The sequence below is a fragment of the Ruegeria sp. AE4 genome (assembly GCF_056542185.1).
In genome coordinates this window covers 32,985-56,375 of sequence record NZ_JBQFZK010000007.1, presented here as the reverse complement: position 1 = coordinate 56,375, position 23,391 = coordinate 32,985, and the positions used below count along the sequence as shown (strand labels likewise).

Below are 23,391 nucleotides of genomic sequence, written 5' to 3'. Positions count from 1 at the left end.
GTCAATGCTTACCGTCTGTTTCCTAAAAATGGGTTACCCCTGAACAGCCAAACATCAGTTCAGCTATCGATAAGGCCAGGCTATGGAGCCCACATTATTTTCTTTTATTTGGAAGCATTCAAAAAAACAGCAACTTGTCCTGCTGCTGTTAACGGTCCTGTCTTTCCCGTTTCTGTATGCGTCGCTGGAGCTGCCTAAACAAATAATCAACGATGCCATCGGTGCGCCAGGCGATACGGTGACAATCTGGGGCATCACAGTGTCTCAGGTTCAGTACCTGATGATATTATGCTTTGCATTTCTGGCTACTGTAATTGCCAGCGGGTTGATGAAGATGCGCATCAATACGATGAAAGGCATCTTGTCCGAACGCATGCTGCGCCGTCTTCGCTATACCCTGATTCAACGCACGATGCGGTTCCCGAGATCCTATTTTGCTACCACCAGCCAAGGAGAGCTGGTCTCGATGATCACATCCGAGGCCGAGCCGATGGGCGGCCTTATGGGGGATGCGATCGCGCAACCGGTGTTTCAGTTTGGTCAGATGATGACAATCGTCACCTTTCTGTTCATGCAAAGCATCTGGTTCGGTCTGGCAAGCATCGCGCTGATCCCGCTTCAGGCCTGGTTAATTCCCAAGCTACAACGTCAGATCAACTTGCTGAACAAGGATCGTATTCAGGAGGTTCGGCGTCTGAGCTCGGAAATCGGGGAAAGTGCGGCGGGCATCAGTGACCTGCGCACGAATGGCGGTTGGCGGTATCGTCTGGCGCAGTTCAGTCACAGGCTGGGGACCTTGTTCGAGATCCGGTTCAAGATCTACAACAAGAAATTCTTTATGAAGTTCCTGAACAATTTGATCACTCAGATGACGCCATTCCTGTTTTATTCGGTGGGCGGATACCTGGCGATCACGGGCGAGGTGACAGTAGGTGCACTGGTTGCCGCGTTGGGCGCGTACAAAGACCTAAGCGGGCCCTGGAAAGACCTTCTGACCTACTACAACCAGGTACAGGACATGTCCCTGCGGTGGGAGGTGGTCACCGAAAGATTTGCCCCGGACAACATGATCCCCGAAGAGCTGTTCATCGGCGAGCCGGAAACCATCCCACATCTGACCGGTGATATCGAATTGCGCAATGTGACCGTTCGCGATGGCGATGGCAAAACCATTCTGGAAGACATTGATCTGACCATCCCGCGGGGCGCGCGTGTGGCAATTCAATCCACCCATGCGTCGGAACGTAGTGCGTTGGGCCAGTTGCTGACCCGCGAGGTTCTGCCTGTTCAGGGGGATGTGGTCATAGCTGGCCACAAGCTGGACGAATTGCACCAATCAGTTATCGCGGCCCGGATCGGGTATGCCTATTCACGCCCCTATCTGTTTGATGGGACTTTGGGCGATAACCTCATGATGCCGTTGCGCACCCATCCGCAGCACGAGGCAGATGCCATAAGAACCCCGTCCCGTCGTCAGATCGAGTCTGTTCGGGCGGGTAACCCACCGGATTCGCTGGAAGATGAGTGGATCGATCCGGGGCTTGCCGGTCTGGACGATATTGATGGAATACGTGACTGGTGGTTCCAGCTGGTGGAAGCCATGGGGATTGACGAGTTCATGTTCCGGCGCACTCTGCGCTCCCAGTTTGATCCAGAAATACACCCTGTACTGGCACAGGAAATAGTCAGGCTGAGAGAAACCATCGCAGAACGGCTGAAAGAAAAAGGATTGGATCGTTATGTCTATAGGTTCGATCCAAACCAGTTTAACCCGGCCGTCCCGCTTGGGGGCAACCTGTTGTTCGCGGCACCGTCGCGAGACATATCTCCAGACATTCTGGCCGGAGACGCGCGGTTCGTGCAATTGCTCAGCACCCATGATCTGGCAGATGACGCGATCAGCATATCGAATGCTGTCATGGATACTCTTGGCAAGACATTTGGGCGAGACGGGGCTGACCATCCTCTGTTTCTGCGGCTTGGCATGTCAAAGGACATGTATCATCGGCTGCTCGACATCCAGGACCGGCGCAAAGCCAAAGGGAATGCCGCGCTGAGCGATCAGGAGCGCGCCTTGCTACTGACAGTGCCTTTCCTTCTGACCGCGGAACAGATCGGCCCGGATTTCCCAGAGGAATACAAGGAAAAAATTCTTGCTATCCGCAAGACCCAGGCTGAACGGTTGCGTGGTGCCATGGACGGTTTGTTCATGTCTGTAGCGCCTGACATCTATGTGCCGCGCTTGACCGTGATGGAGAACGCGATCTATGGCCGGATATCGTTGATGGCGGGTGCCCATGCCGAAGATATCGAAGACATCGTTGCAGAGGCCATGAACGAAGCCGGTCTGCGCCGTCGGGCAGCGGCCATTATTTATGACCTTCCGTCCGGGCTGGGCGGCAACAACCTTCCAACCGTGTTTCAGGAGCGTGCCGCTTTTTCGCGCGCAGGCATCAAACGCCCCGACATCCTGATCCTGGACAAGGCACTAGCCAGCCACGACTCGGAAAGCCGGTTGCGCACGCGCCTGAAACTGCGGGAACTGCTGCCCGATTCCATCATGATATTCATGGAGGATCATTTTGCACATCCCGAAGCCTATGACTTGTTTGTGGAAATCAAGGATGGACGGATCGACGGCGTCTCGCGAAGCAGACCAGCGCATGAGGACAGCACGTCGGACGATCTGAGCCGGAAACTCGAGATCCTGTCAGCAACGCAGTTGTTTTCAGGCCTGGATGGCAGAAACCAGAGGCTGCTGGCGTTTTCGGCGCAATGGTACGAAGCCAGCGCCGGGCAAGTCATCTTTTCCCGCGGTCAGGCGCCGGATGCGGCCTATTTGTGCATTTCAGGACAGGCCAAACTGGATTGGTCCAACGAGGATGGAACGAAACGTACAATCTCGATCATAGAACCCGGTCGGCTTATCGGAGACCTGTCCATCATTACAGGGGAACCAAGGCAGCTGGATCTGGTCGCGACGGAAGATAGCAGCTTTTTGCGTATTGGCGCGGAAGAGCTGCGTGCCGTTGTTGAAAGCGATGCTTCGGTCGCTTTGCAGTTGCTGCAGACAGTTGCAGGGTATCTGACGACGCTTTCGAACAGAATCAGCGTGGCCCAGAACGCCGAAGACATGTTTCCGCCCGTGACAGATGAAACGGCGCAGGAAGGTATTGGTAAGAATGCCTAGTGCGTATTCAGCTCATGCGCGTTTGGTCGAAACAGCCCGCGCCAAACCCGAACTCTGGCGTCTATTGCTGGGGCTGGCATTGATCGCCGTTTTGGTCAGTGTTTTGAACCTGGTGTTTTTCACCGTGGTTGCGGGGTTGGGCTCAGCGAAGTGGGCTCAGGAACTTTTGCAAGGCAGCACACCTTTGGCGCTGCTTTTGTTGCTGGCCAGTTTCGGGTTCATCATTCTTGGCGTGGCAGTGGCCGCGCGTCAGCTGCAGCACCGATCCTTGGGATCAATTTTCGGCCAGCGGGGTCTGGTTGCGGCCCAATTTCTGAAAGTGCTGAAAGCCCTGCTTATCTTGGGCGCTGTCGGTGTCTTGCTACCGCCCTACGGTTTGGGGGGAGCTCTGTCAAAGAATCTGCCATTTTCAACATGGCTCTTGTTGCTTCCGGTTTCGGTATTGGTTGTCCTGATTCAGACCAGCGCCGAAGAAGTTCTGTTTCGAGGGTACATTCAGCAAGCCCTTGCCGCCAGGTTTCAATCGCCCGTCATTTGGATGGGGATACCGTCTGTTTTGTTTGCCGCTGGCCATTACACACCGGAACTGGCAGGAGAAAATGCAATTCTGTTTGTGCTGTGGGCATTAATATTTGGGATGCTTGCATCCGATCTCACAGCGCGATCAGGTACATTGGGGCCAGCTATCGCATTGCATTTCTTCAATAACATCATCGCATTATTGTTCGTTTCCTTGCCGGATAATCTGAGCGGGCTGGCGCTTTTCTCGCTTCCGTTCGATGCATCTGACGCCGAACAGCTTCGTCCTTGGCTGTTGGTGGATTTGGCGGTGATGTTCGTATGCTGGCTGGCGGCGCGGCTTGCGATCAGGCGTTGATTGCATTTCTTCCCGTGGCGTCTTATTTGACGTCAACACCGCACAAGCCAAGGTTCCGACATGAACTGGATCACAAACTACGTCCGCCCCCGGATCAACTCGATCTTCTCTCGCCGCGAAGTGCCCGAAAACCTCTGGCAGAAATGTGACGAGTGCGGAACGATGCTGTTTCATCGTGAACTAGCGGAAAATCAGAACGTCTGTACCCAATGTGACCATCACATGGCGATTACCCCACGCGAGCGGTTCAATCACCTGTTCGACGGCGGTATTTTCACTGAGGTTGCAGTGCCAGCGCCAAAAGAAGATCCCTTGCATTTCCGCGACCAGAAGAAATACCCCGAGCGTATGCGAGCGGCGCAGAAAAAGACCGGCGAAAAAGAGGCGATGCTGGTTGCCAAAGGCGAAATCGGACGCACGCCAATCGTTGCAGCAGCGCAGGATTTCTCCTTCATGGGCGGATCAATGGGCATGTATGTGGGCAACGCGATCATCGCGGCCGCTCAAGAAGCGGTTAAGCTAAAGCGCCCACTGATCCTGTTCTCGGCAGCGGGTGGAGCGCGGATGCAGGAAGGCATTCTCAGCCTGATGCAAATGCCGCGCACAACCGTGGCCGTCGAAATGCTGAAAGAAGCAAATCTGCCCTATATCGTTGTGCTGACCCATCCCACCACCGGTGGTGTGACGGCGTCATATGCGATGTTGGGCGATGTCCACATCTCTGAACCGAACGCGCTGATCTGCTTTGCCGGTCCCCGAGTTATCGAGCAGACGATTCGCGAAAAGCTGCCCGACGGCTTCCAGCGGGCCGAGTACCTGCTGGATCACGGGATGCTGGACCGTGTCACCAAACGTACCGAGATGCGTGACGAACTGATCACCATCACCCGGATGCTGATGAACCAACCGCCGGCGATCAAAGGTGACCTGCCAGCACCGGCACCGGATGAAACGGCCAAGGTCGCGCAGGCCGAAGAGACCGGGAAAAAATGAACACCAAGACATCTGACGCCATCCTCGACCGGATGATGGCGCTACACCCCAAGATCATTGATTTGACCTTGGATCGCGTCTGGCGATTGCTGGCCGCCTTGGACAATCCGCAGCTCAAGCTGCCACCGGTTATCCATATTGCCGGGACCAATGGCAAAGGCTCGACCCAGGCCATGATCCGGGCGGGCTTGGAAGGGGCAGGGCGTTCCGTTCATGCCTACACTTCGCCCCATCTAGCGCGATTTCACGAACGTATCCGGTTGGCGGGCGAACTGATTTCGGAACCCGGCCTGACCGCGGTTCTGGATGAGTGCTACGCGGCGAACGGCGGCGAAAACATCACGTATTTCGAGATCACAACCTGCGCTGCCTTGCTGGCCTTCTCTCGCTGCAAAGCGGATTACACTCTGCTCGAGGTCGGTTTGGGCGGACGGCTGGATGCAACAAATGTGATTGATGAACCGGCGGTGACAGTCATTACGCCTGTTTCAATCGATCATGAACAGTATCTGGGCGACACCCTGGGAAAGATTGCCGCCGAAAAGGCGGGCATTATCAAACCCGGTGTGCCATGCATCGTCGGCCCGCAGGAAGACGAGGCACTGGAGGTGATCGAGTACACAGCCGCCCGGTTGGGCGCACCGCTACTTGTACATGGCCAGCATTGGCACGTTCATGAAGAAAACGGGCGCTTGATCTATCAGGACGAAACCGGGTTGCGTGATCTGCCGCTCCCCAACCTGCTGGGTGCACATCAGTTCCAGAATGCCGGTGCTGCCTTGGCGGTTCTGCGTCATCTTTCAATGGGTGACACTGCCTACGAGGCTGCCGTGTCCAATGCCGATTGGCCCGCGCGTATGCAACGTCTCAAAACCGGTCCGCTGACCGAGCAAGCCCCCCAGGTCGAACTGTGGCTGGATGGAGGGCATAACGCGGCCGCAGGCATCGCGCTTGCCGATGTGCTGGCAAAGATGCCGCAACGCCCTACGCACATAATCTGCGGTATGCTCAACACGAAAGACGTGACTGGGTATCTCGCGCCACTGTCAAGACAGGTTGCAAGCCTGACCGCCGTCTCCATACCGGGCGAGGCGGCCACGCTCAGCGCCGAAGAAACCGCCGCCGCTGCCACCAAAGTTGGCCTGCCTTCTTCAGTCGCTGCAAGTGTTTCGGAAGCGTTGAAGACAATCACGGACAAAGACCCACAGGCGCGTGTCCTGATCTGCGGCTCCCTTTATCTTGCCGGAAACATCCTGCGCGAAAACGGTTAAGCTTCATCTTTTCGCAAATACTCCGGGGGAGGCGCGCGCAGCGCGACGGGGGCAGAGCCCCTACTTCCCCCAGTTCTGGTCCTGCATTTCCCGCAGGCGCGACGCAGTACGCTCAAACTCAAAGGTGCCTTCTCCTTCGACATACAACATCTCGGGTTCCGCCGCAGCCGAGCAGATCAACCGAACTTTTGCCTCGTAGAGCGCATCTATCAGGATGACAAAGCGCTTGGCTTCATTGAAGTTATTTCTCGACAAACGGGGGATATCCTCAAGCACCAACACTTTAATTGCTTCTGCGATAGCCAGATAGTCCGCCGGTCCCAGCATCCGGCCACACAGGTCATAAAACGAAGCCCGTGCAACCCCGTTGCGAAATGCGGGCAGTTCGACAGCGCGGCCTTTGACCTGCAATATCAACGGATCGGCAGGTCCGCCTGCAAGATCTTTCCAGACATCCCGTAATTTCTGCCGCGCTTCTGGTCCGATGGGTGTAAAATAGACCGGAGCCCCCTCTAATCTGTTCTGACGGTAATCCGTGGGCGATACCAGTTCCCATACCTGCAACTGGTCTTTGATATGGGCAATAAAAGGCAGGAACAATTGCCGGTTCAACCCATCCTTATACAGCGCGTCCGGATGCCTGTTCGACGTGGTCACGACAACAACGCCACCTTCATGCAGCAGGTCAAACAAACGGCCGACGATCATCGCATCCGTAATGTCAGTGATCTGCATCTCGTCGAAGGCCAGCAGGCGGACGGATTTCACCACCTCCTTTGCCACGGGTGCCAGCGCATCTTCAACGTTCTCTTTCCGGGCCTTGTGCATTCCGGCATGGATTTCCTGCATGAAGGCATGAAAGTGAACGCGCCGTGCGGGGACTTCACCCAGCGTGTCGACGAACATGTCCATCAGCATCGATTTTCCACGTCCGACGCCACCCCACAGGTATAGGCCTTTAGGCGGAGGCGGAGCCTTGCGGAAAAAACCTCGTTTAACCGGCTCGGCCAGTGCCGCACGGATGCGCTCAAACTGGGGCAACACGGCTTCTTGAGCGTCGTCACGCGTCAGAGTTCCATCCTCGACGCGGGCTTCGTAGTGCGAAATCAGATCCGTCATGACCCAGAGCCTTACCCATGACCCAGCCCGTTGAAAAGAAGCCTTTTCCCTGACGTATCAAATTTGCTTATCCGTGACCGCAAATCTGTTGAATTGACGCAACCCGTAAATCCAGTACGGTCCGTCGGACCAAGCTACCCGAGGTCTCTATGCCGCAATCCACCCGCATGTTGAACCCGATCCTGATCGTTGGATGCATCATCATCACGGTCAGCTTTGCCGTGCGCGCGTCTTTCGGCGTGTTTCAGATTCCGATCGCCAGTGAATTTGGCTGGCTGCGCACGGATTTCTCATTGGCGATTGCAATCCAGAATCTGGCTTGGGGCATCGGTCAACCGATCTTTGCAGCTATCGCTGAGAAAGTAGGAGACCGAAAGGCCATTATCCTCGGCGCCTTGACCTATGCTGCTGGTCTGGTTCTGTCGGCTTGGTCCGTCACACCGCTCGAGCATCAGGTTTATGCGTGGCTGGTTGGGTTTGGCATTGCTGGCACCGGGTTCGGTGTGGTTTTGGCTGTGGTCGGTCGCGCGTCCTCTGATGAAAACCGGTCCATGTCGCTGGCCATCGTTACTGCTGCGGGCAGTTTCGGGCAGGTTCTGGGCGCGCCGACGGCTGAGTGGTTGCTGTCATTCTTGCCCTGGCAACAAGTCTTCGTCGTGTTTGCCGCTGCCATTCTTGCGCTTGTATTGACCTTGCCTTTCATGCGGGCGCCTCAACCAGCTTCAAAGGCAGAGTTGCAAGAAAGCATGGGAGAAATTCTGGGGAAGGCGTTCCGAGATCCTTCTTATGCTTTGATATTTATTGGGTTTTTCAGCTGCGGTTACCAGCTTGGATTTATCACCGCTCATTTTCCGGCATTCGTAACCGAAATGTGCGGCCCGATCGAACCCGGCAGCGTGCTGTATTCCATCGGCATCACATCCACGTCCGCACTTGGCGCGGTATCGATTTCACTGATTGGTTTGGCCAATATCGCCGGGACTCTATTGGCGGGTTGGGCAGGTAATCATTTCCCTAAGAAATACCTGCTGGCCTCGGTCTATGCCGGTCGGACACTTGCTGCGGCATTGTTCATCGTTTTCCCGATAACGCCGCTGTCCGTCATTACATTCTCGCTGGTGATGGGATCGCTTTGGTTGGCCACCGTTCCGCTCACGTCGGGTCTTGTCGCGCACCTCTATGGTTTGCGTTACATGGGAACACTCTATGGCATAATCTTCTTCAGCCATCAGGTTGGCAGCTTCCTGGGCGTCTGGCTGGGGGGGCGTATGTATGACCAGTATGGTGACTATGCCCTGGTCTGGTGGATCGGTGTGGCAATAGGGGCCTTCAGCGCCATCGTTCATCTACCTATCCGAGAGAACCGTCTGGCAGTCCCCGCCTGACGTGACGTTTCGCGCTCGACCTACGTGCGCGTGCCAGCGGTAACGCCGTGTGGGGTGTTAATCTAGCCGACTCGATCCGGAAACAATCCTGCAAGGCCTTCGGCCGAGGCGGCACAGACGCCGCGTTCGGTGATAAGCCCCGTCACCAGCCGGTTGGGTGTGACATCAAAGGCAGGATTGCCACCTTTCGTCCCGTTCGGGGTGACGCGAACATCGGCAATATCCCCCTGTCCATCCACGCCCATGACATGGGTCACTTCTTTTTTATCGCGTTCTTCGATTGGGATTTCCGACACTCCATCCCGAACCGTCCAGTCAATCGTGGGCGAGGGCAGGGCGACATAAAACGGAACCCCGTTGTCCCGCGCCGCCAAGGCCTTCAGGTAGGTGCCGATTTTATTGCAGACGTCGCCTTGTGCCGTGGTCCGGTCTGTACCGGTGATGACGGCGTCAACCAAACCATGTTGCATCAGGTGACCGCCTGCATTGTCCACGATGTAACGATGGGGAATGCCGTGTTCGCCAAGTTCCCAGGATGTCAGCGCCCCCTGATTTCGTGGTCGGGTCTCATCCACCCAGACATGAAGCGGAATGCCCGCGTCATGCGCGTGATACATCGGGCTTGTCGCCGTTCCCCAATCCACCGTTGCCAGCCAACCGGCATTGCAATGCGTCAATAGCCGCACCGGTTCACCTGCGGGCTTTCGGGCTGCAATTTCTTTGATCAGTTGCAGCCCATGGCGACCTATCGAGGCATTGATCTCAACATCTTCGTCTGCAACCTCCTGTGCGAGTGCCCAGGCCCGTTCAGCACGATCACTTGGGGCAAGTGGCATCAGCGAGTCGCGGCATCTGTCCAAGGCCCATCGCAGGTTTATTGCCGTTGGGCGGGTCGCGTGCAATACGTCATACGCGGCGTCGAACGAAGCGTTAGAGCTGTCACGGGACATCTGTTCGGCAATTCCAAACGCGGCTGTTGCACCAATCAGTGGCGCACCCCTGACCCACATGTCGCGGATCGCTGTCGCAAATTCATCCAGCGTTTTCAGGGCAACCACCCGAAAGTCATGGGGCAGCCAACGCTGGTCGATAATCCGAACCTCACCTGCCGATTTGTCCCACCAAATCGACCGGTAATGAGCACCCTGTACTTTCATAATTCGGTCTCCGTTTGCGAATAGCCTGATCAGAAGTCTTTCGCAGCCTGCGTTCTTTCGGCGGGCTTGTAAACGGGCGTTTCTGGTTACCGTCTGGCATTTTAGCTTGCCGGTGACTGCACTTACCCTCGGGTCGCTGCGCGAAGTTCCCGCTCTAACGCATCCAGAAACCTCGAACGATCTGCTTTGCTGAACGGTCGGCCGCCGCCTCCGGCCCCCAATGGATTGGCGGCCCGCAGGTCAGCCATCAAATCACGTATCGCCAATTGCTGGCCAATGTTGGCTGCCGTAAAGGCCTCGCCGTTGGGGCGCAAAACTCGGGCACCCGCTTCGACGCATTTTGCGGCCAGAGGGATATCGGAGGTCACAACTACATCCCCTGCGCCGCAGCGTTCTGCAATCCATTTGTCCGCTTCATCAGCACCTTCCGAAACCACGATGACCTGTACAAGCGGGTTTGCTGACGGTCGAAGACCGCCATTCGACACCAGTGCCATAGGCACCTTGTGTCGTGTTGCAACCCGTTCGGCCTCGGCCTTTACAGGGCAGGCATCGCCATCGACATACAGCGTTGTCACGCCTTTTTGGCCTCTTTTTTCTCTGGTTGAGCAGGTTTCTTCCGCACCTTGAATTCGTCCGGGATCGGCATCCGGTTGAAAGCATCCAGCCCGGCGATCTTGTAAGCCTCGGCCAGAGTTGGATAGTTGAACGTGTTTTGAACGAAGTAATCGACAGTGCCCTTCAGGTTCAGCACCGCCTGAGCGATGTGGATCAGTTCGGTCGCACCTTCGCCCACAATCTGCACGCCCAAGACACGGCGGGTTTTAAGCGAAAACAGCATCTTCAGCATACCGTGTTCCAGACCCATGATATGCCCGCGCGAGGTTTCGCGGAATCGGGCCACGCCAACCTCATAGGGAATGCCACGCTCCTGAAGTTCTTCCTCGGACATGCCGCAGGTGGAAATTTCGGGAACCGAGTAGATGCCATAGGGGTACCACGGGCTTTCCGGCAGTGTAGGTGTCTCGAGCGCATGGCAGGCAGCCACACGCCCTTGCTGTAATGAAGTCGAGGCCAGCGAAGGGTGACCGATCACATCCCCGGTCGCATAGATATGCGGAACCGCGGTCTGATATGTCTTGCGGTCTACCTTGATCCGATTGCGGTGATCGGTTTCCAGTCCAACTGAATCCAGATTGAGTTTCGATGTTGCGCCCATGCGCCCGGCTGCAAACAGCAGCATTTCCGCCCGCACGTGGCGCCCGTTTTCAAGGGTCACTTCCACATGCTCGCCCGCATCTTCAATCTTTTCGACAGCCGATCCCAACCTCAGATCAACACCGTTTTCGCGGATCTGATGGGTGAAATCATGAATCAAGCGGCTATCGATGAAGTCCAGAAACGTATCCCGCGGCTCGATCAGCGTCACCCGAACGTCCAGTGCCGAGAACATCGTGGCGTATTCGACCCCAATGACCCCGGCACCGATAACAACCAGTGAACGCGGGATTTCCGCCATTTCCAGAAACTCGTCGCCATCGACCACGGTCTTGCCGTTAAACGGAACATAATCGGGGCGGTAGGTCTTGGTTCCTGTCGCAATCAAAAACTTGGCGGCCGTTACACGTGTGGTCTCTCCGGCATCGGTGGCGACTTCCACTTCATGTGGCCCGACGAACTTGGCTAAACCGTCCAGAGTATCGACGTGGTTCCGGTTGAACTGATGTTCCAACACATCGACCTCGTGATCGAGGGTCATGTGCAGGCGGGCTTTCAGATCTTCGGCGCGGATCTGGTCCTTGACCCGATAGGAACGGCCATAAAAGCTGCGCTCGCGCCAGCCCGACAGGTTCAGAACCGTTTCGCGCAATGTCTTGGATGGGATAGTTCCGGTGTGAACGGACACCCCACCAAAACGGTCTTTTCGGTCAATCACCAGAACCCGTCGCTTGAGCTTGCCAGCCTGAATGGCCGCAGAACGCCCCGAAGGCCCGGACCCGATGATGACCAGATCATAGTCGTATTTGCTCATATCTCAGTCTCCGTACAGCGCTTCGGCGTGGAAAACGATGTGATCTTCCATGAAGGTAGATACGAAGAAATACGAATGGTCATACCCCGGCTGGAGGCGGAAGGTTGCTTGCTGGCGACGCTCAGCGATGGCTTGGGCAAGCGCTTCTGGGCGCAGCAGGTCCATGAACTGATCATTGGTGCCCGTATCGATCAGGATGGGGCCGTCGAAACCGGTTTCTTTCATCAACAGGGAAGCATCGTGTTTGGCCCAAAGGGATTCATCATCCCCCAGATACGCGCCCAGCTGTTTGCGCCCCCAGTCAGCGCCCGTCGGGTTCGCGATGGGTGCGAAGGCCGAAACCGAGCGGTACCGTCCTGGAAGGTTCATGGCCAACGTCAATGCACCATGCCCGCCCATGGAATGACCCGTAATGGCCTGACGTTCGCTATCGATGGCAAAGCTTTCGAACAGCAGGGTAGGCAATTCGTCGGCAATGTAGTCCCACATCCGGAAATGCGGTGCCCAGGGCTCCTGCGTGGCGTTCACGTAGAACCCAGCGCCCTGACCCAAATCGTAGTCGTCATGATCCGCAACACTTTTACCGCGTGGCGAAGTGTCGGGAAATACCACTGCAATGCCTTGTTCCGCAGCCCAAGCTTGTGCGCCGGCTTTTGTCATCGCGTTTTCATGGGTGCAGGTCAGACCAGACAGATACCACAAGATCGGAACCGGGCCATCTTTCGCCTCGGCCGGAAGAAAAAGGCCAAACGTCATGTCGCATTGGCATGTCGACGAAGCATGGCGATACACGCCTTGCACTCCGCCGAAACAGGCATTTTCCGAAAGGGTTTCCATTAGGCATCGTCCTTATTCTAGAGTCGCAACATGGCTAACGATCCACGGACCCGGCGTAAAGTCCGAGTGCCTTTGGAGTGAGTATTTTTGAAAGGGTGAAGGTCAGGGGGTACCTAGAGCCGCAATAACAAGTGGTATGGTGACAATGCTGACGAGCGTCGACAGTAAAATAGCAGCCGAGGCGCGCTGTGGGGCAATGCCGTAATGCGCGGCCAGCATATAGACATTTCCTGCTACGGGCAGAGCAGCTGCTGCAATTGCAACGCTTGCCGGGAATGTTTCGATCGGGATCAGCCAGATCAGGGCGATTGCTACGAAAAGCGGGTGGAGCACTAGTTTGCAGAAACTCAACCAGGCTGCGATCTGAAATCTTTCCGCGGATTTGCCAGCAAGGGACGCACCGATTGCAAAAAGCGCTCCGGGGGTTGCGGCACCACCGAGGATGGTCAGAAAGTTGTTCAGCGGATCGGGAACCGGGATTTGCAGGGATGACCAGACGAGCCCGGCAGAGATCGAGACAATCATCGGGTTCTTGAGCAGACCCATTCCAATCAGTTTGAAAGTGGCTGGCGTCAGCCTTCCGTCACGCCCACCGTTGATCAGGATCACGATCAGAGACGAGAATACAACCAAATCTACGGTCAGGACCAGCATGACCGGGCCAATAGCGGCTTCGGTGAACAGCAGCGCGAGCATTGGCAGGCCAAGAAAGCCAACGTTCCCAATAGCAGCGCATTGTGCCTCAACCGCCGAAGTAGGCACGTCAAGGCCGCGTATCCACGCTATGCAAGTTGCTATGCCATAAACAGCAGCGGTTCCTACGAGATAACCGAAGATCAGTCTTGCGTTGAAAATCTCTGCAAAGGGCAGGGTCGCTGCAAATCGAAACAACATTGCCGACAGCGCGAAGAAGAAGACGAACTTGGTCAGATATGCGGTTGCTTCGGCCGTAAAGAACCGTGTGCGCCCAGCCCAAAAGCCAAGGCCGATGATTGCAAAAAAGGGCAGTGTACGCAAAAAGATATCGGCCATGGGCCAAGTCCTAGCACGGTTTAGAACCGTCGCAAGAGCTCAACACCCCAAATTGGGCGAGGTCAGAGTTAAAGGGGATACGAGAATCCTTGTACCTGAACCGAACGGTTTATAAACTGTGACAGGTATTGATCGAGGAGATGACATGACCCAGACCGCCACCATCCTGCGCACAGGCCGAAAGTTTGATCAGGTTTTGCGCGGGGCCCGAGAGGTTTTCATGGCGGACGGATTCGAGGGCGCAAGCGTGGATGACATTGCTCGCGCGGCTGGAGTGTCAAAAGCAACCTTGTACAGCTATTTTCCGGACAAGCGCCTTTTGTTCATGGAAGTTGCACAAACGGAATGCTGTCTTATGGCCGAACGGGTCGTCGCGATGATCGACGAGACCAAACCCGCACGAGAAGTTTTGATGATCGCGGCCACACAGTTGACGGCGTTTCTGGTTTCAGATTTCGCGCAGCAGGTTTTCCGCATTTGTGTTGCCGAACGAGACCGGTTTCCGGAACTTGGCCGCGCATTTTACGAAGCGGGGCCGCAAAACGGCCAGCGTCAAATGGCAGAATACCTTGAAAAAGCCGTGGCTAAAGGTGAGTTAGCAGTTGAAAATGTCCAAATAGCGGCTGAGCAGTTTTCCGAGCTTTGCAAAGTACGGATCTGGACCCGGGCTGCATTTGGAATTCAGAATTCATTCAGCAAAGAAGAAATCGCTGAAGTAGCGACACAAGCCGTGGACATGTTTCTTGCCCGGTATGGGGTCTGATCCAAGAAAGAAATGGCCCATATCCGGATCAGGGATACAGGCCATTGCTCACACACCAGAACACTCGATGCAGTTCAGCTTACTGAGATAAGTCTTTTCAAACTCTTTATTTGTCGAACTATTGGCGTGGCTTGGGACCCAACATTGGCCGGAAAGAAAAGCAGGTCAGCGTTCAAACTTGTTGCCCAGCTTTTTACGCTTCAACGCGTTAGCAACAGGCCAAGCCAGAAAGAAAACCAGCACAGAGCAAGGCTGATCAGAATATTGCCTGCTGCCAAAAGCAATGTGCGCTCGCGGTGAAGTTCGAGCGATTGGTAGGCAAAGCTGGAGAAGGTTGTAAAACCACCGCAAAACCCGAAAACAAGGCGTTTTTGGTCCTCGGGAATGTCTACTGGACCTCCTAAAAACCCAACCCAGATCCCCAGCAGCAAGCTACCCAACACATTTACGAGCAAGGTTGCTAGTGGCAAGTCGTGCCGAATCTTCAGCGCCAGCCAATGGCGCATCACAGCCCCCAGACCTCCGCCCAACGCGAACATGGAATGAAGATACACTTCGCTCATGACGGCGTCTTTTCGGAATGAAAATGCCGTCCAAGTCTTTCACCAAACAGCGCGGCAGCAAGGCCAAATGAAACTTCAAGCCCGATTGCCAGGGAGGTTACCCATAGGCCGCCGTCGGCTATTCGTTCAAGATCTGCAACAAAAGACGAAAAGGTCGACAATCCACCGCAAAACCCGACGGCGCCAAGATGCAGAACATGCGCGTGCACCTTATTGCGCACGGAATACAGCCAGCCCAGAACAAAACAGGCGACTACGTTGATGCCAAAAGTCGAGGTGAGAAAGCTTAGGCCTGGGATCTCTAGTGTAAACGCCTCACGCAACAACGACCCAAGTGCACCGCCTGCGAAGACGGATAGAAACATCACGCTTTTTCGGTCATGCCAGAGGTGGGATTGTGTGTTTGCCAAGGATCGGCCCTTTGTCGTCCGTTGAGCATGATTTATCTGGTGGTTGCATTGGGTTCAACAGTTGGGCGGTTCGTAACATGATTTCACGTTTGCGTCCCTCAGCAGACATTTTTCCGCAGGCACTTGAAATAAAAATTCAATCTGTTTCACGTTGAGTTCTGACAGCATGGCTCATCAGCCCAATAGAAACACAAGGAGTTTGGAACATGATTGTCCGCAGAATTTTCTTTTTTCTGAGCTGTGTCTGTCTGCCGTTAGTTCTGATCCTTGGGTTCTTCTGGTCGCCTGCGCTTTGGCTTCTGATCATTTTGGTGCCGTACGCGATCATCGGTCTTTATGATGTTCTGACGACCAGGCATAACGTCCTGAACAATTACCCGGTTCTTGGGCATTTCCGGTACATGCTGGAATTTGTAAGCCCGGAAATTCGCCAATATTTTGTGGAAACCAACGAAAGCGGACGGCCTTTCAACAGGATTGTCCGAGGGCTGGTTTATTCTCGGGCCAAGGGGCAGGTGGACACACAGGCGTTCGGCACGCAATACGACATTACCGAAACCGGGTATCATCGCGCCAACCACTCACTAGCCCCCAAACATGTAGACAAAAGTGAAGAACGCATAATGCTGGGGGGTCCGCAATGTACGCAACCTTACAGCGCCTCACGCCTTAATGTGTCTGCCATGAGCTTTGGCGCGCTCAGCGCCAATGCCATCCGCGCGCTGAACGGAGGAGCCAAGGATGGGGGGTTCGCGCATAACACCGGAGAGGGTGGGCTGTCACCGCATCATCTGGCCGAAGGCGGGGACATCATCTGGCAGATCGGGACGGGTTACTTCGGGTGCCGGACCCCTGCTGGTGGATTTGACAAGGACAAGTTTGCCGAAAAGGCAGGAAGGGACGTGGTCAAGGCTATTGAGATCAAGCTGTCACAAGGTGCAAAGCCCGCCCATGGCGGTGTTCTGCCTGCAGCCAAAGTCGATGCCGAGATTGCCGAGATACGGGGAGTGCCCGAACATCAGGATGTGATTTCTCCGCCCACCCATAGTGCCTTCGATGGGCCCACAGGTTTGATGCATTTTGTCCAGCACCTGCGAGAAATGTCAGGTGGCAAACCTGTCGGGTTCAAGCTGTGCATCGGCAGGCCGTCCGAATTCATGGCGATCTGTAAAGCAATGCTTGAAACGGGTATCTTGCCGGATTTCATCACAATTGACGGGGCAGAAGGGGGCACGGGCGCAGCCCCGGTGGAATTCACCAACCGGTTGGGTATGCCCCTGAACGAAGCCTTGATCTTTGTCAGCAACTGTTTGCGTGGTGTCGGAGTGCGTGACAAGATCCGGATCATCTGTTCCGGAAAAGTGGCGACCGGTTATGACATGGTCGAGAAGTTGGCGCTTGGTGCCGACATGTGCAACTCGGCGCGCGCGATGATGTTTGCGGTGGGTTGCATCCAGGCATTGCATTGCAACACAAACCGTTGTCCGTCAGGGGTGGCTACACAAGATCCCATCCGCGGGCGCGCTGTGAATGTGCCGCAGAAACGCCGGCGTGTTCATCGCTATCACGATGCCACACTGGAAAGTTTCCGCGAGCTTTTGGGCGCGATGGGCAAGGAAAAAGCGTCCGAGTTACATCCCCGTGATATCCTGCGCCGAACTGCGGACGAGCATGAGCGTACCTATGCCGAGCTTTATATTTATCTGGAGGACGGTGCCTTGTTAAAGGACGACATTCCCGAAGAATTTGCAGATGATTGGAACCGAGCTTCGGCCGCACAATTCTGAAAACCACATTAGGTAGCGCGATGATTGGTAATGTGAAAGCGCGGCCGTAATTGCCCGCTTTTTCCGCCGTCTTATGCAACTTTCGTTATCTGGGAATGGATCGCGGGTTGTTTGCCACGTGGGTATTGATCTTGCGAATGCTCCATTCAACAGAATCTCTCATCGCGCGCCCCAACGCCAGGTCAAATGCATTGATCAGATCCGGCGTCTGATCGCTTGCCGCCACGACGTTTTCTTGGAACGAGCTGGATGCAACGATTTTATCTTCGTATTCGTCGATCACCTTGATGTTAATACGAACTTCGACGCGAATTTTGGCTCCGTTCTCGGTATTTTCGATCACGACCCCCTGAAACTCTCGAAGGTCCGGGGCTATTACATAATCGGCCCGCAGGCCAACGGTTGAGCGTCCAACAGCTGCGACTTTGCCCGAGTTCTCAAAGCTTTCAACCAACAAGGTTTGAACGATCAAGGGCGCGCGATCCACCCAGCGGGCGCGGGGCAAATATTGAACCTGCAACGAGGTGGGCTGAATGGCAATCTGGTCCGTGTTTACAGCGGCAGTTGCCGTGGGTTCCTGAACGACGATCTGCTTTTCAATCCTGGGCAGCGCCGAGGAAAACGTGCTTTTTGGGGTCAGCAGATACAAATCATTCGGTTTCGCCGCTTGTTGCAACGTGCCCAGACCAGCGCAGCCGCCAAACAACGCGACCATCAACATTGCAAGTGCAGGCTTGATCATTGACGGAACTCCGATGCTTGGGTGCCCAGAAGGAAACGTGCCGGATCGCGTTCAACTTTGTCTACGAGGCGATCCAGACTGATAACAAGACGCTGGGATTCTTCGATGAAACGAACAAACTGAGGCAACCCGACCCGCAGGAAGTCTGACACTTGTCGGCGGTTGCTCTGAACAATGCCGTCGATGGTTCCCAGCAATTCGGACGCGGAATTTGACGCGCTCAGGACGTCGTCCGAGATCTGGTCGATCTTTTCCGTTATGCCCGCGACGGTTTCAGTCACCTGATTGGCCGCCTTCCGGACATCTTCCGCAACAGGTGCCACGTCTTCCTCCATGACACGATTTGCAGAGTCAAAAGCGGATTCTGCCGAAGCCAGCGCCCCCTTGGCGGACTCCATCGTCGTAGTAATCGAACCAAGCGTCGAATTGGCGTTCATCACGGTTTCGTTCACAATTCCAAGGGTAACGCTGCCTTCATCAGACAAAACGGTCAATCGTTCAGCCAGTTGCGAGCCTCGCTCGATGAAAGGCTTCACGTCCTGCTGCAAAATGCGGTCCGCCGTCTGAAGGGTTGTTTTAGCTTCGTCCAGCGCTGTCTTGGCGGACTCGGATGCTGTTTTGACAGCTTCCAGTGTTTCAGAGCCGGTCTTGAGCGTTGTTTGCGCAGTTTCGATCAGCGGGTCCAGCCGCTTTGAAAACGCGCCAATATCCTGCGCAGCGCTGCCGATGTCATTTGCCACGGATTCAAAACTTGTCAGTGTATTGTCCAGTTTACCTGTGGCCGAAGCAAGATTATCCAGAATACCGCTCACAGCTTCCCTGTTTTTGTCATCGACGACTTTGTTCAGGTTTTCCAAAAGCGTTACGGCTTCATCCAGAACTTTTGGCGCGCCTTCGAACAGGGATTGAATTGTGCTTCGTTTGCTCTTGATAATGCTCTTTTGTGGCAATCGTTCGGCGTTAGCGGATCCCCCTGTCAGTTCGACATAACCAACACCAGTCACACCAAGTGACTGAAGCTGTGCGATTGTATCATTGGTTATCGGAATGTCTGCGTCCACTTCGATCCGCACGCGAACCTTTGACGGATCATTATCATCCAGTTGCAAGGAAACGACCTGCCCGACCGGCAGGCCGTTGAAGTTCACGCCGCTGGCTGCCGACAGACCTGCGACATTGTCAAATAGTACATCGTAATAAGCGTATTGGCGCGTGATCTCAAACTTGGCGAGCCACAGGAAAAAGCCGAATGCGCCCAGCAACCCTGCAAGAGTAAACGCGCCGATCAGGATGTAGTTCGCCCGGGTTTCCATTGCCTTTACCTGTTTTGCCCCTTCTGTTGCGCCGCGCGGGCGCGGGGGCCTGTGAAGTATTCCTGTACCCAAGGATGGTCGACCTTGGTCATGTCCTCAATCGGACCTTCAACCAGTACGCGCTTTTCTGCAAGCACTGCAACGCGGTCGCAGATCGCGTAAAGACTGTCCAGATCATGGGTGACCATGAAAACGGTCAACCCAAGTGCCTGCTGTAATTCGCCGATCAGTTCATCATACGCCGCTGCGCCGATCGGGTCCAATCCTGCGGTTGGTTCGTCCAGAAAAACGATCTCGGGGTCAAGGGCCAGCGCCCGAGCCAGCGCAGCGCGCTTGCGCATGCCACCCGACAGTTCTGACGGAAACTTGCCGCAACTCAGCTGTGGCAGTCCCACGAGGCTGATCTTCAACGCACCCAGAGACTCCATTAGTTTTTCGCTGAGACCTGTGTGTTCCCGCAACGGAGCCATCACGTTTTGCAGCACGGTCAGTGACGAAAACAGTGCCCCGTCCTGAAAGGCAACACCCCAGCGGCGTTCGATCCTGCGGCGGTCATCCTCTGGGCCATTCAGAACATCGACGCCCAGCACCTCGATTTCTCCGGCGGCGGGTTTGTTCAGCCCTACGATAGTTCTGAGTAATACGGATTTACCGGTGCCCGACCCGCCAACGATTCCCAGAACTTCTCCCTTCCAGACATCAAGATTCAGGTTTTCGTGTACCACCTGGGTACCGAACTGAGTTCGGAGCCCGCTTACACGAATGACAGCCTCACGGTCTGTAGTTGTGGCGACTGATGGCTGTGGTGTATCCCCGGTCATGTCATATTCCGATCTCTGAGAAGAAGATCGAAAACAAAGCGTCGATTGCGATCACCATGAAAATGGATTGAACAACTGATGCTGTCGTACGTTGACCGACACTTTGGGCGGACCCTTTGACCTGCATTGCCTGCCAGCAGGCAATAACGCCAATAACGAGCGCAAAGAACGGAGCTTTGATAAGACCGACCGCCAATTGCCAGACGTCGGTGTTTTCCTTCAAGCGAGTAAGAAACATGCCGGGGCTTACCCCCAGGTCGATCCAGCTCATCAATGCGCCACCAAACAGACCCGCGATATCGGCGACAAATCCCAGTATGGGCAGCATGATCAACAAGGCCAAAACGCGGGGAATGACCAAAACTTCGATCGGGTCCAGACCCAGCGTTCGCATTGCGTCGATTTCTTCCTGCACTTTCATCGAACCGATAGATGCGGTGAATGCAGAACCCGAGCGCCCGGCAACGATTATAGCAGTCAGCAATATGCCCAGTTCACGCAGAACCGAGATCGAGATCAGCTCGACAACGAATATCTCAGCTCCAAATTGCTTCAACTGGGTTGCGCCCTGAAAGGCCAGTACGACACCGATCAGAAATCCCATAAGGGCCACGATTGGCAGTGCTTTGAACCCGGTCTCTTCCATGTGTGTGACCAGCGCTGCCTTGCGCAGTCGCCATGGCATGACAATGGTACGAAACAGCCGATGCAGTGTCAGACCCAGAAATTCGAGGATGGAAAGCGTATCCCGCCAGGCACCTACGGTGATGTGACCCATCTGTGCGATCAAATCCAACAGACTTCGCGGTTTATCAAGTTCACCGGGTTCGTCGGGTATGCTGCGGGTTACAGTATCTATCAGAGTGGCATGTGCCGGTTTCACCCCTTGAAATTCAAGTGTTGCACCTTGCGACGTGAAGCGTTTGCCAAGGTCCGCGATCAGCCAGGCACCGCCGGTATCCAGAGCTTCGACCTCGGACAGATCGAGAACAAGCCTGTCTCCGGTTGGGCGGACAGAGGCAAAACCTTGTTCAACGGTTTGAAGCGATTGCGTGAGCAGCTCTCCGGATATGCGTACACGAGTACCGCTGGAATCGTGTTCTGAGATAATCGAAGGTTGCGTCATGAGGTCATGTGAATTGAAACATTCAATGACCGCAATGGCTTTGTGCCATTGGACTTCTTTTTGCCGCGCTGGATGGCCTTGACGTCACGCCGACCGTCGCATTGGAGCTATGCAGAACAGGTGCATGCCAGAGGTTGTCGCACAACAACTTTGTCGGGATAGCACGTCTTTGCCTGACCGACAAATTGGTTGCGCTGTGGCGGGAAGCAATACACATTCCGCGTTGGTTATTACGGCGCGGAATCGGAGAAGTCGGTATGCATCAGACCAAGAACGTCTTGTTTGTCATCATCGACCAACTTAGAGCGGATTGCCTGTCCGGGGCCTTGGCAGACCATGTGAACCTTCCGAATTTGCGGGCTTTTATGGATGAGGCCGTGACCTTTACCCGACATTTTTCGGTCACCAATCCCTGTGGTCCCTCGCGCGCATCGATTCTGACCGGCCAATATGCGATGAATCATCGGTCGGTAAGAAACGGAACGCCGTTACGGCACGATACCCCAAACATCGCCACGGAGATGCGCAAAGCTGGTTACTTGCCAATGTTGTTTGGGTACACAGATACCTCCGCCGACCCGCGCGTCCATGATCCCAATGACCCTGACCTCAAGTCTTACGAACAGTCGATGACTGGGTTTGTTGAAGTTGTCGAAATGCGCCTTGAAGAATCATATCCTTGGCAAGCGCATCTGATGAAAAAGGGGTACCAGTTCGAAAAGTACTGGGATGTCTACAAGCCCGTTTCGCCCGACGGTGGACACCCGCGGCTGAATGATCCCGCGCTGTATCGGGCGGAAGACAGCGATACAGCTTTTCTGACAGATGCCTTTCTTGATGGGATCGCGCCGCATCGTGGAAACGGTTGGTTCGCCCATTTGACCTATATCCGCCCGCATCCGCCCTTGGTCGCACCGGCCCCGTACAATGACATGTATGACCCGGCGGATATCCCTCTGCCGCACTGCTTGCCGAGCGCAGCAGCAGAAAAAGCACTGCACCCGTTCTTCGGACCAAAGCTGGATACCTTTAGCGCGAAAAAGTTTGTTCATGGTTTCGATGACGTTGAACCTACGGACGAAAACATTCGCACCTTGCGTGCTATATATCTGGGCCTGGCGACCGAGGTTGATCACCACATCGGTCGTGTTGTCCAGTACCTGAAGGACAGCGGGCAATACGACGATACATTGCTGGTTATCACCGCCGATCATGGTGAAATGCTGGGGGATCGACACAGCTGGGGCAAAATGACGGTCTACGACGCAGCGTATCACACACCGCTGATGATCCGTTTGCCCGGGAACGAAGCTGTAGCGGGAAGCAAGATCACCGTTCCAACCGAGTCCGTGGATGTCACTCCGACCATACTGGACTGGATTGGACAGGCTGCTCCGAACGCTATGGATGGTCGGTCCTTGCTGCCATTGTTGCGCGGTAATATCCCAGACGATTGGCGCGACTATTCTTTCAGTGAACTTGATTTTTCAGAACCTGAAAACCCGACGCTGTGGCAGCAAGACTTGGGGACCGGTAACAGCGACTCGTGTTTGGGAATATTGCGGGATGAACGGTTCACACTGGTCGAGTTCGCTGCCGACCTGCCCCCGATCCTGTTCGACCACCAAGGTAAGGGCGAATTCGAGAACGTCGCGGAGAATCCAGATTTTGCAACGGACCTCGCACGGTTAAGCCGACAGATGTTGCGCCACCGGATGAGAAATATGGACCACACATTGTCCTTGCATTCGATCACATCTGAGGGTGCAAAATCCCGCCCCAGATACACATCTTAGAACGCGGTTTTTTGTCAACGTTCATCTGTTCTAACTATACCGGGCACTCGGTCACGGGCAGGTGTGTCGACGTATTTCTCTTTGCGCATTCGCGGATTGGCAAAAGCACTTGAACGAAGGCAGAGTCCGAAACGCCTCCCCTCAATTCCACTACCCGTGCATGATTTCTGATGCTAG

20 protein-coding genes are annotated in these 23,391 nt (G+C 55.0%); 8 read left to right on the top strand and 12 right to left on the bottom strand.

The genetic code is table 11. The annotated features are described in order from the left end of the window. Positions 1-82 precede the first annotated feature (82 nt). Genes ACR0EK_RS11070 through ACR0EK_RS11055 form a run of 4 tightly spaced genes read left to right on the top strand, consistent with a single transcriptional unit; the run spans position 83 to position 6,331 of the window. The gene (locus ACR0EK_RS11070; protein WP_480773665.1) at positions 83-3,190 is read left to right on the top strand and encodes an ABC transporter transmembrane domain-containing protein; all 3,108 of its coding nucleotides are present in this window, start codon (positions 83-85) and stop codon (positions 3,188-3,190) included. Then, positions 3,183-4,067 carry a CPBP family intramembrane glutamic endopeptidase gene (locus ACR0EK_RS11065; protein ID WP_480773666.1) on the top strand — a complete coding sequence of 295 codons (885 nt, stop codon included), beginning with the start codon at positions 3,183-3,185 and terminating at the stop codon, positions 4,065-4,067. The genes ACR0EK_RS11070 and ACR0EK_RS11065 overlap by 8 nt, the downstream gene beginning before the upstream one ends. 60 nt (positions 4,068-4,127) lie before the next feature. After that, positions 4,128-5,060 (top strand): acetyl-CoA carboxylase, carboxyltransferase subunit beta, encoded by a 933-nt coding sequence (accD, locus tag ACR0EK_RS11060; RefSeq protein ID WP_480559863.1) that lies wholly within the window; start codon positions 4,128-4,130, stop codon positions 5,058-5,060. Next, a complete protein-coding gene (locus ACR0EK_RS11055; RefSeq protein ID WP_480899960.1) occupies positions 5,057-6,331 on the top strand; it encodes a bifunctional folylpolyglutamate synthase/dihydrofolate synthase in 1,275 nt (424 codons plus the stop codon). Before accD ends, ACR0EK_RS11055 begins: the two co-directional genes overlap by 4 nt. Positions 6,332-6,391: 60 nt before the next feature. On the opposite strand, the gene zapE is transcribed toward ACR0EK_RS11055, so the two are convergent. After that, positions 6,392-7,450 carry a cell division protein ZapE gene (zapE, locus tag ACR0EK_RS11050; RefSeq protein ID WP_480588661.1) on the bottom strand — a complete coding sequence of 353 codons (1,059 nt, stop codon included), beginning with the start codon at positions 7,448-7,450 and terminating at the stop codon, positions 6,392-6,394. A gap of 149 nt (positions 7,451-7,599) precedes the next feature. Between zapE and ACR0EK_RS11045 the strand changes: the two genes are divergently transcribed. Continuing rightward, complete coding sequence (locus tag ACR0EK_RS11045; RefSeq protein ID WP_480899962.1) at positions 7,600-8,835, top strand: MFS transporter; 1,236 nt, start codon at positions 7,600-7,602, stop codon at positions 8,833-8,835. 62 nt (positions 8,836-8,897) lie between these two features. Here the strand turns inward: ACR0EK_RS11045 and mtnA are convergent, their stop codons facing one another. From mtnA to ACR0EK_RS11020, 5 genes are all read right to left on the bottom strand, one after another. Further along, on the bottom strand, positions 8,898-9,992 hold the full coding sequence (gene mtnA / locus ACR0EK_RS11040) for an S-methyl-5-thioribose-1-phosphate isomerase (protein ID WP_480483702.1): 1,095 nt from the start codon (positions 9,990-9,992) through the stop codon (positions 8,898-8,900). Positions 9,993-10,114: 122 nt separating this feature from the next. Then, positions 10,115-10,570, bottom strand: a complete 456-nt coding sequence (locus ACR0EK_RS11035; RefSeq protein WP_480483703.1) for a YaiI/YqxD family protein — start codon at positions 10,568-10,570, stop codon at positions 10,115-10,117. Further along, positions 10,567-12,024 carry a Si-specific NAD(P)(+) transhydrogenase gene (gene sthA / locus ACR0EK_RS11030; protein WP_480483704.1) on the bottom strand — a complete coding sequence of 486 codons (1,458 nt, stop codon included), beginning with the start codon at positions 12,022-12,024 and terminating at the stop codon, positions 10,567-10,569. Before sthA ends, ACR0EK_RS11035 begins: the two co-directional genes overlap by 4 nt. Positions 12,025-12,027: 3 nt before the next feature. Next, positions 12,028-12,861 (bottom strand): S-formylglutathione hydrolase, encoded by an 834-nt coding sequence (gene fghA, locus ACR0EK_RS11025; RefSeq protein WP_480483705.1) that lies wholly within the window; start codon positions 12,859-12,861, stop codon positions 12,028-12,030. Between the two features lie 102 nt (positions 12,862-12,963). After that, positions 12,964-13,893 carry an AEC family transporter gene (locus tag ACR0EK_RS11020; protein ID WP_480483706.1) on the bottom strand — a complete coding sequence of 310 codons (930 nt, stop codon included), beginning with the start codon at positions 13,891-13,893 and terminating at the stop codon, positions 12,964-12,966. A gap of 145 nt (positions 13,894-14,038) precedes the next feature. Here ACR0EK_RS11020 and ACR0EK_RS11015 point away from each other — a divergent pair, with 145 nt between their 5' ends. Next, the gene (locus ACR0EK_RS11015) at positions 14,039-14,656 is read left to right on the top strand and encodes a TetR/AcrR family transcriptional regulator (RefSeq protein ID WP_480483707.1); all 618 of its coding nucleotides are present in this window, start codon (positions 14,039-14,041) and stop codon (positions 14,654-14,656) included. Between the two features lie 200 nt (positions 14,657-14,856). On the opposite strand, the gene crcB is transcribed toward ACR0EK_RS11015, so the two are convergent. Beyond that, a complete protein-coding gene (crcB, locus tag ACR0EK_RS11010) occupies positions 14,857-15,195 on the bottom strand; it encodes a fluoride efflux transporter CrcB (RefSeq protein WP_480967818.1) in 339 nt (112 codons plus the stop codon). Between the two features lie 20 nt (positions 15,196-15,215). After that, on the bottom strand, positions 15,216-15,584 hold the full coding sequence (locus tag ACR0EK_RS11005; RefSeq protein ID WP_480506967.1) for a fluoride efflux transporter FluC: 369 nt from the start codon (positions 15,582-15,584) through the stop codon (positions 15,216-15,218). A gap of 251 nt (positions 15,585-15,835) precedes the next feature. On the opposite strand from ACR0EK_RS11005, the gene ACR0EK_RS11000 reads away from it, so the two are divergent. Further along, the gene (locus ACR0EK_RS11000; protein WP_480870501.1) at positions 15,836-17,416 is read left to right on the top strand and encodes an FMN-binding glutamate synthase family protein; all 1,581 of its coding nucleotides are present in this window, start codon (positions 15,836-15,838) and stop codon (positions 17,414-17,416) included. A gap of 85 nt (positions 17,417-17,501) precedes the next feature. On the opposite strand, the gene ACR0EK_RS10995 is transcribed toward ACR0EK_RS11000, so the two are convergent. Genes ACR0EK_RS10995 through ACR0EK_RS10980 form a run of 4 tightly spaced genes read right to left on the bottom strand, consistent with a single transcriptional unit; the run spans position 17,502 to position 21,418 of the window. Then, complete coding sequence (locus ACR0EK_RS10995; protein WP_267366949.1) at positions 17,502-18,158, bottom strand: ABC-type transport auxiliary lipoprotein family protein; 657 nt, start codon at positions 18,156-18,158, stop codon at positions 17,502-17,504. Then, positions 18,155-19,471, bottom strand: a complete 1,317-nt coding sequence (locus ACR0EK_RS10990) for an MlaD family protein (RefSeq protein WP_480899965.1) — start codon at positions 19,469-19,471, stop codon at positions 18,155-18,157. The genes ACR0EK_RS10995 and ACR0EK_RS10990 overlap by 4 nt, the downstream gene beginning before the upstream one ends. A 5-nt stretch (positions 19,472-19,476) precedes the next feature. Next, positions 19,477-20,292, bottom strand: a complete 816-nt coding sequence (locus ACR0EK_RS10985; protein ID WP_480494154.1) for an ABC transporter ATP-binding protein — start codon at positions 20,290-20,292, stop codon at positions 19,477-19,479. 1 nt (position 20,293) lies between these two features. Then, positions 20,294-21,418, bottom strand: a complete 1,125-nt coding sequence (locus ACR0EK_RS10980; protein ID WP_480519934.1) for an ABC transporter permease — start codon at positions 21,416-21,418, stop codon at positions 20,294-20,296. Between the two features lie 257 nt (positions 21,419-21,675). Between ACR0EK_RS10980 and ACR0EK_RS10975 the strand changes: the two genes are divergently transcribed. After that, on the top strand, positions 21,676-23,214 hold the full coding sequence (locus tag ACR0EK_RS10975) for an alkaline phosphatase family protein (protein ID WP_480773678.1): 1,539 nt from the start codon (positions 21,676-21,678) through the stop codon (positions 23,212-23,214). Positions 23,215-23,391 lie beyond the last annotated feature (177 nt).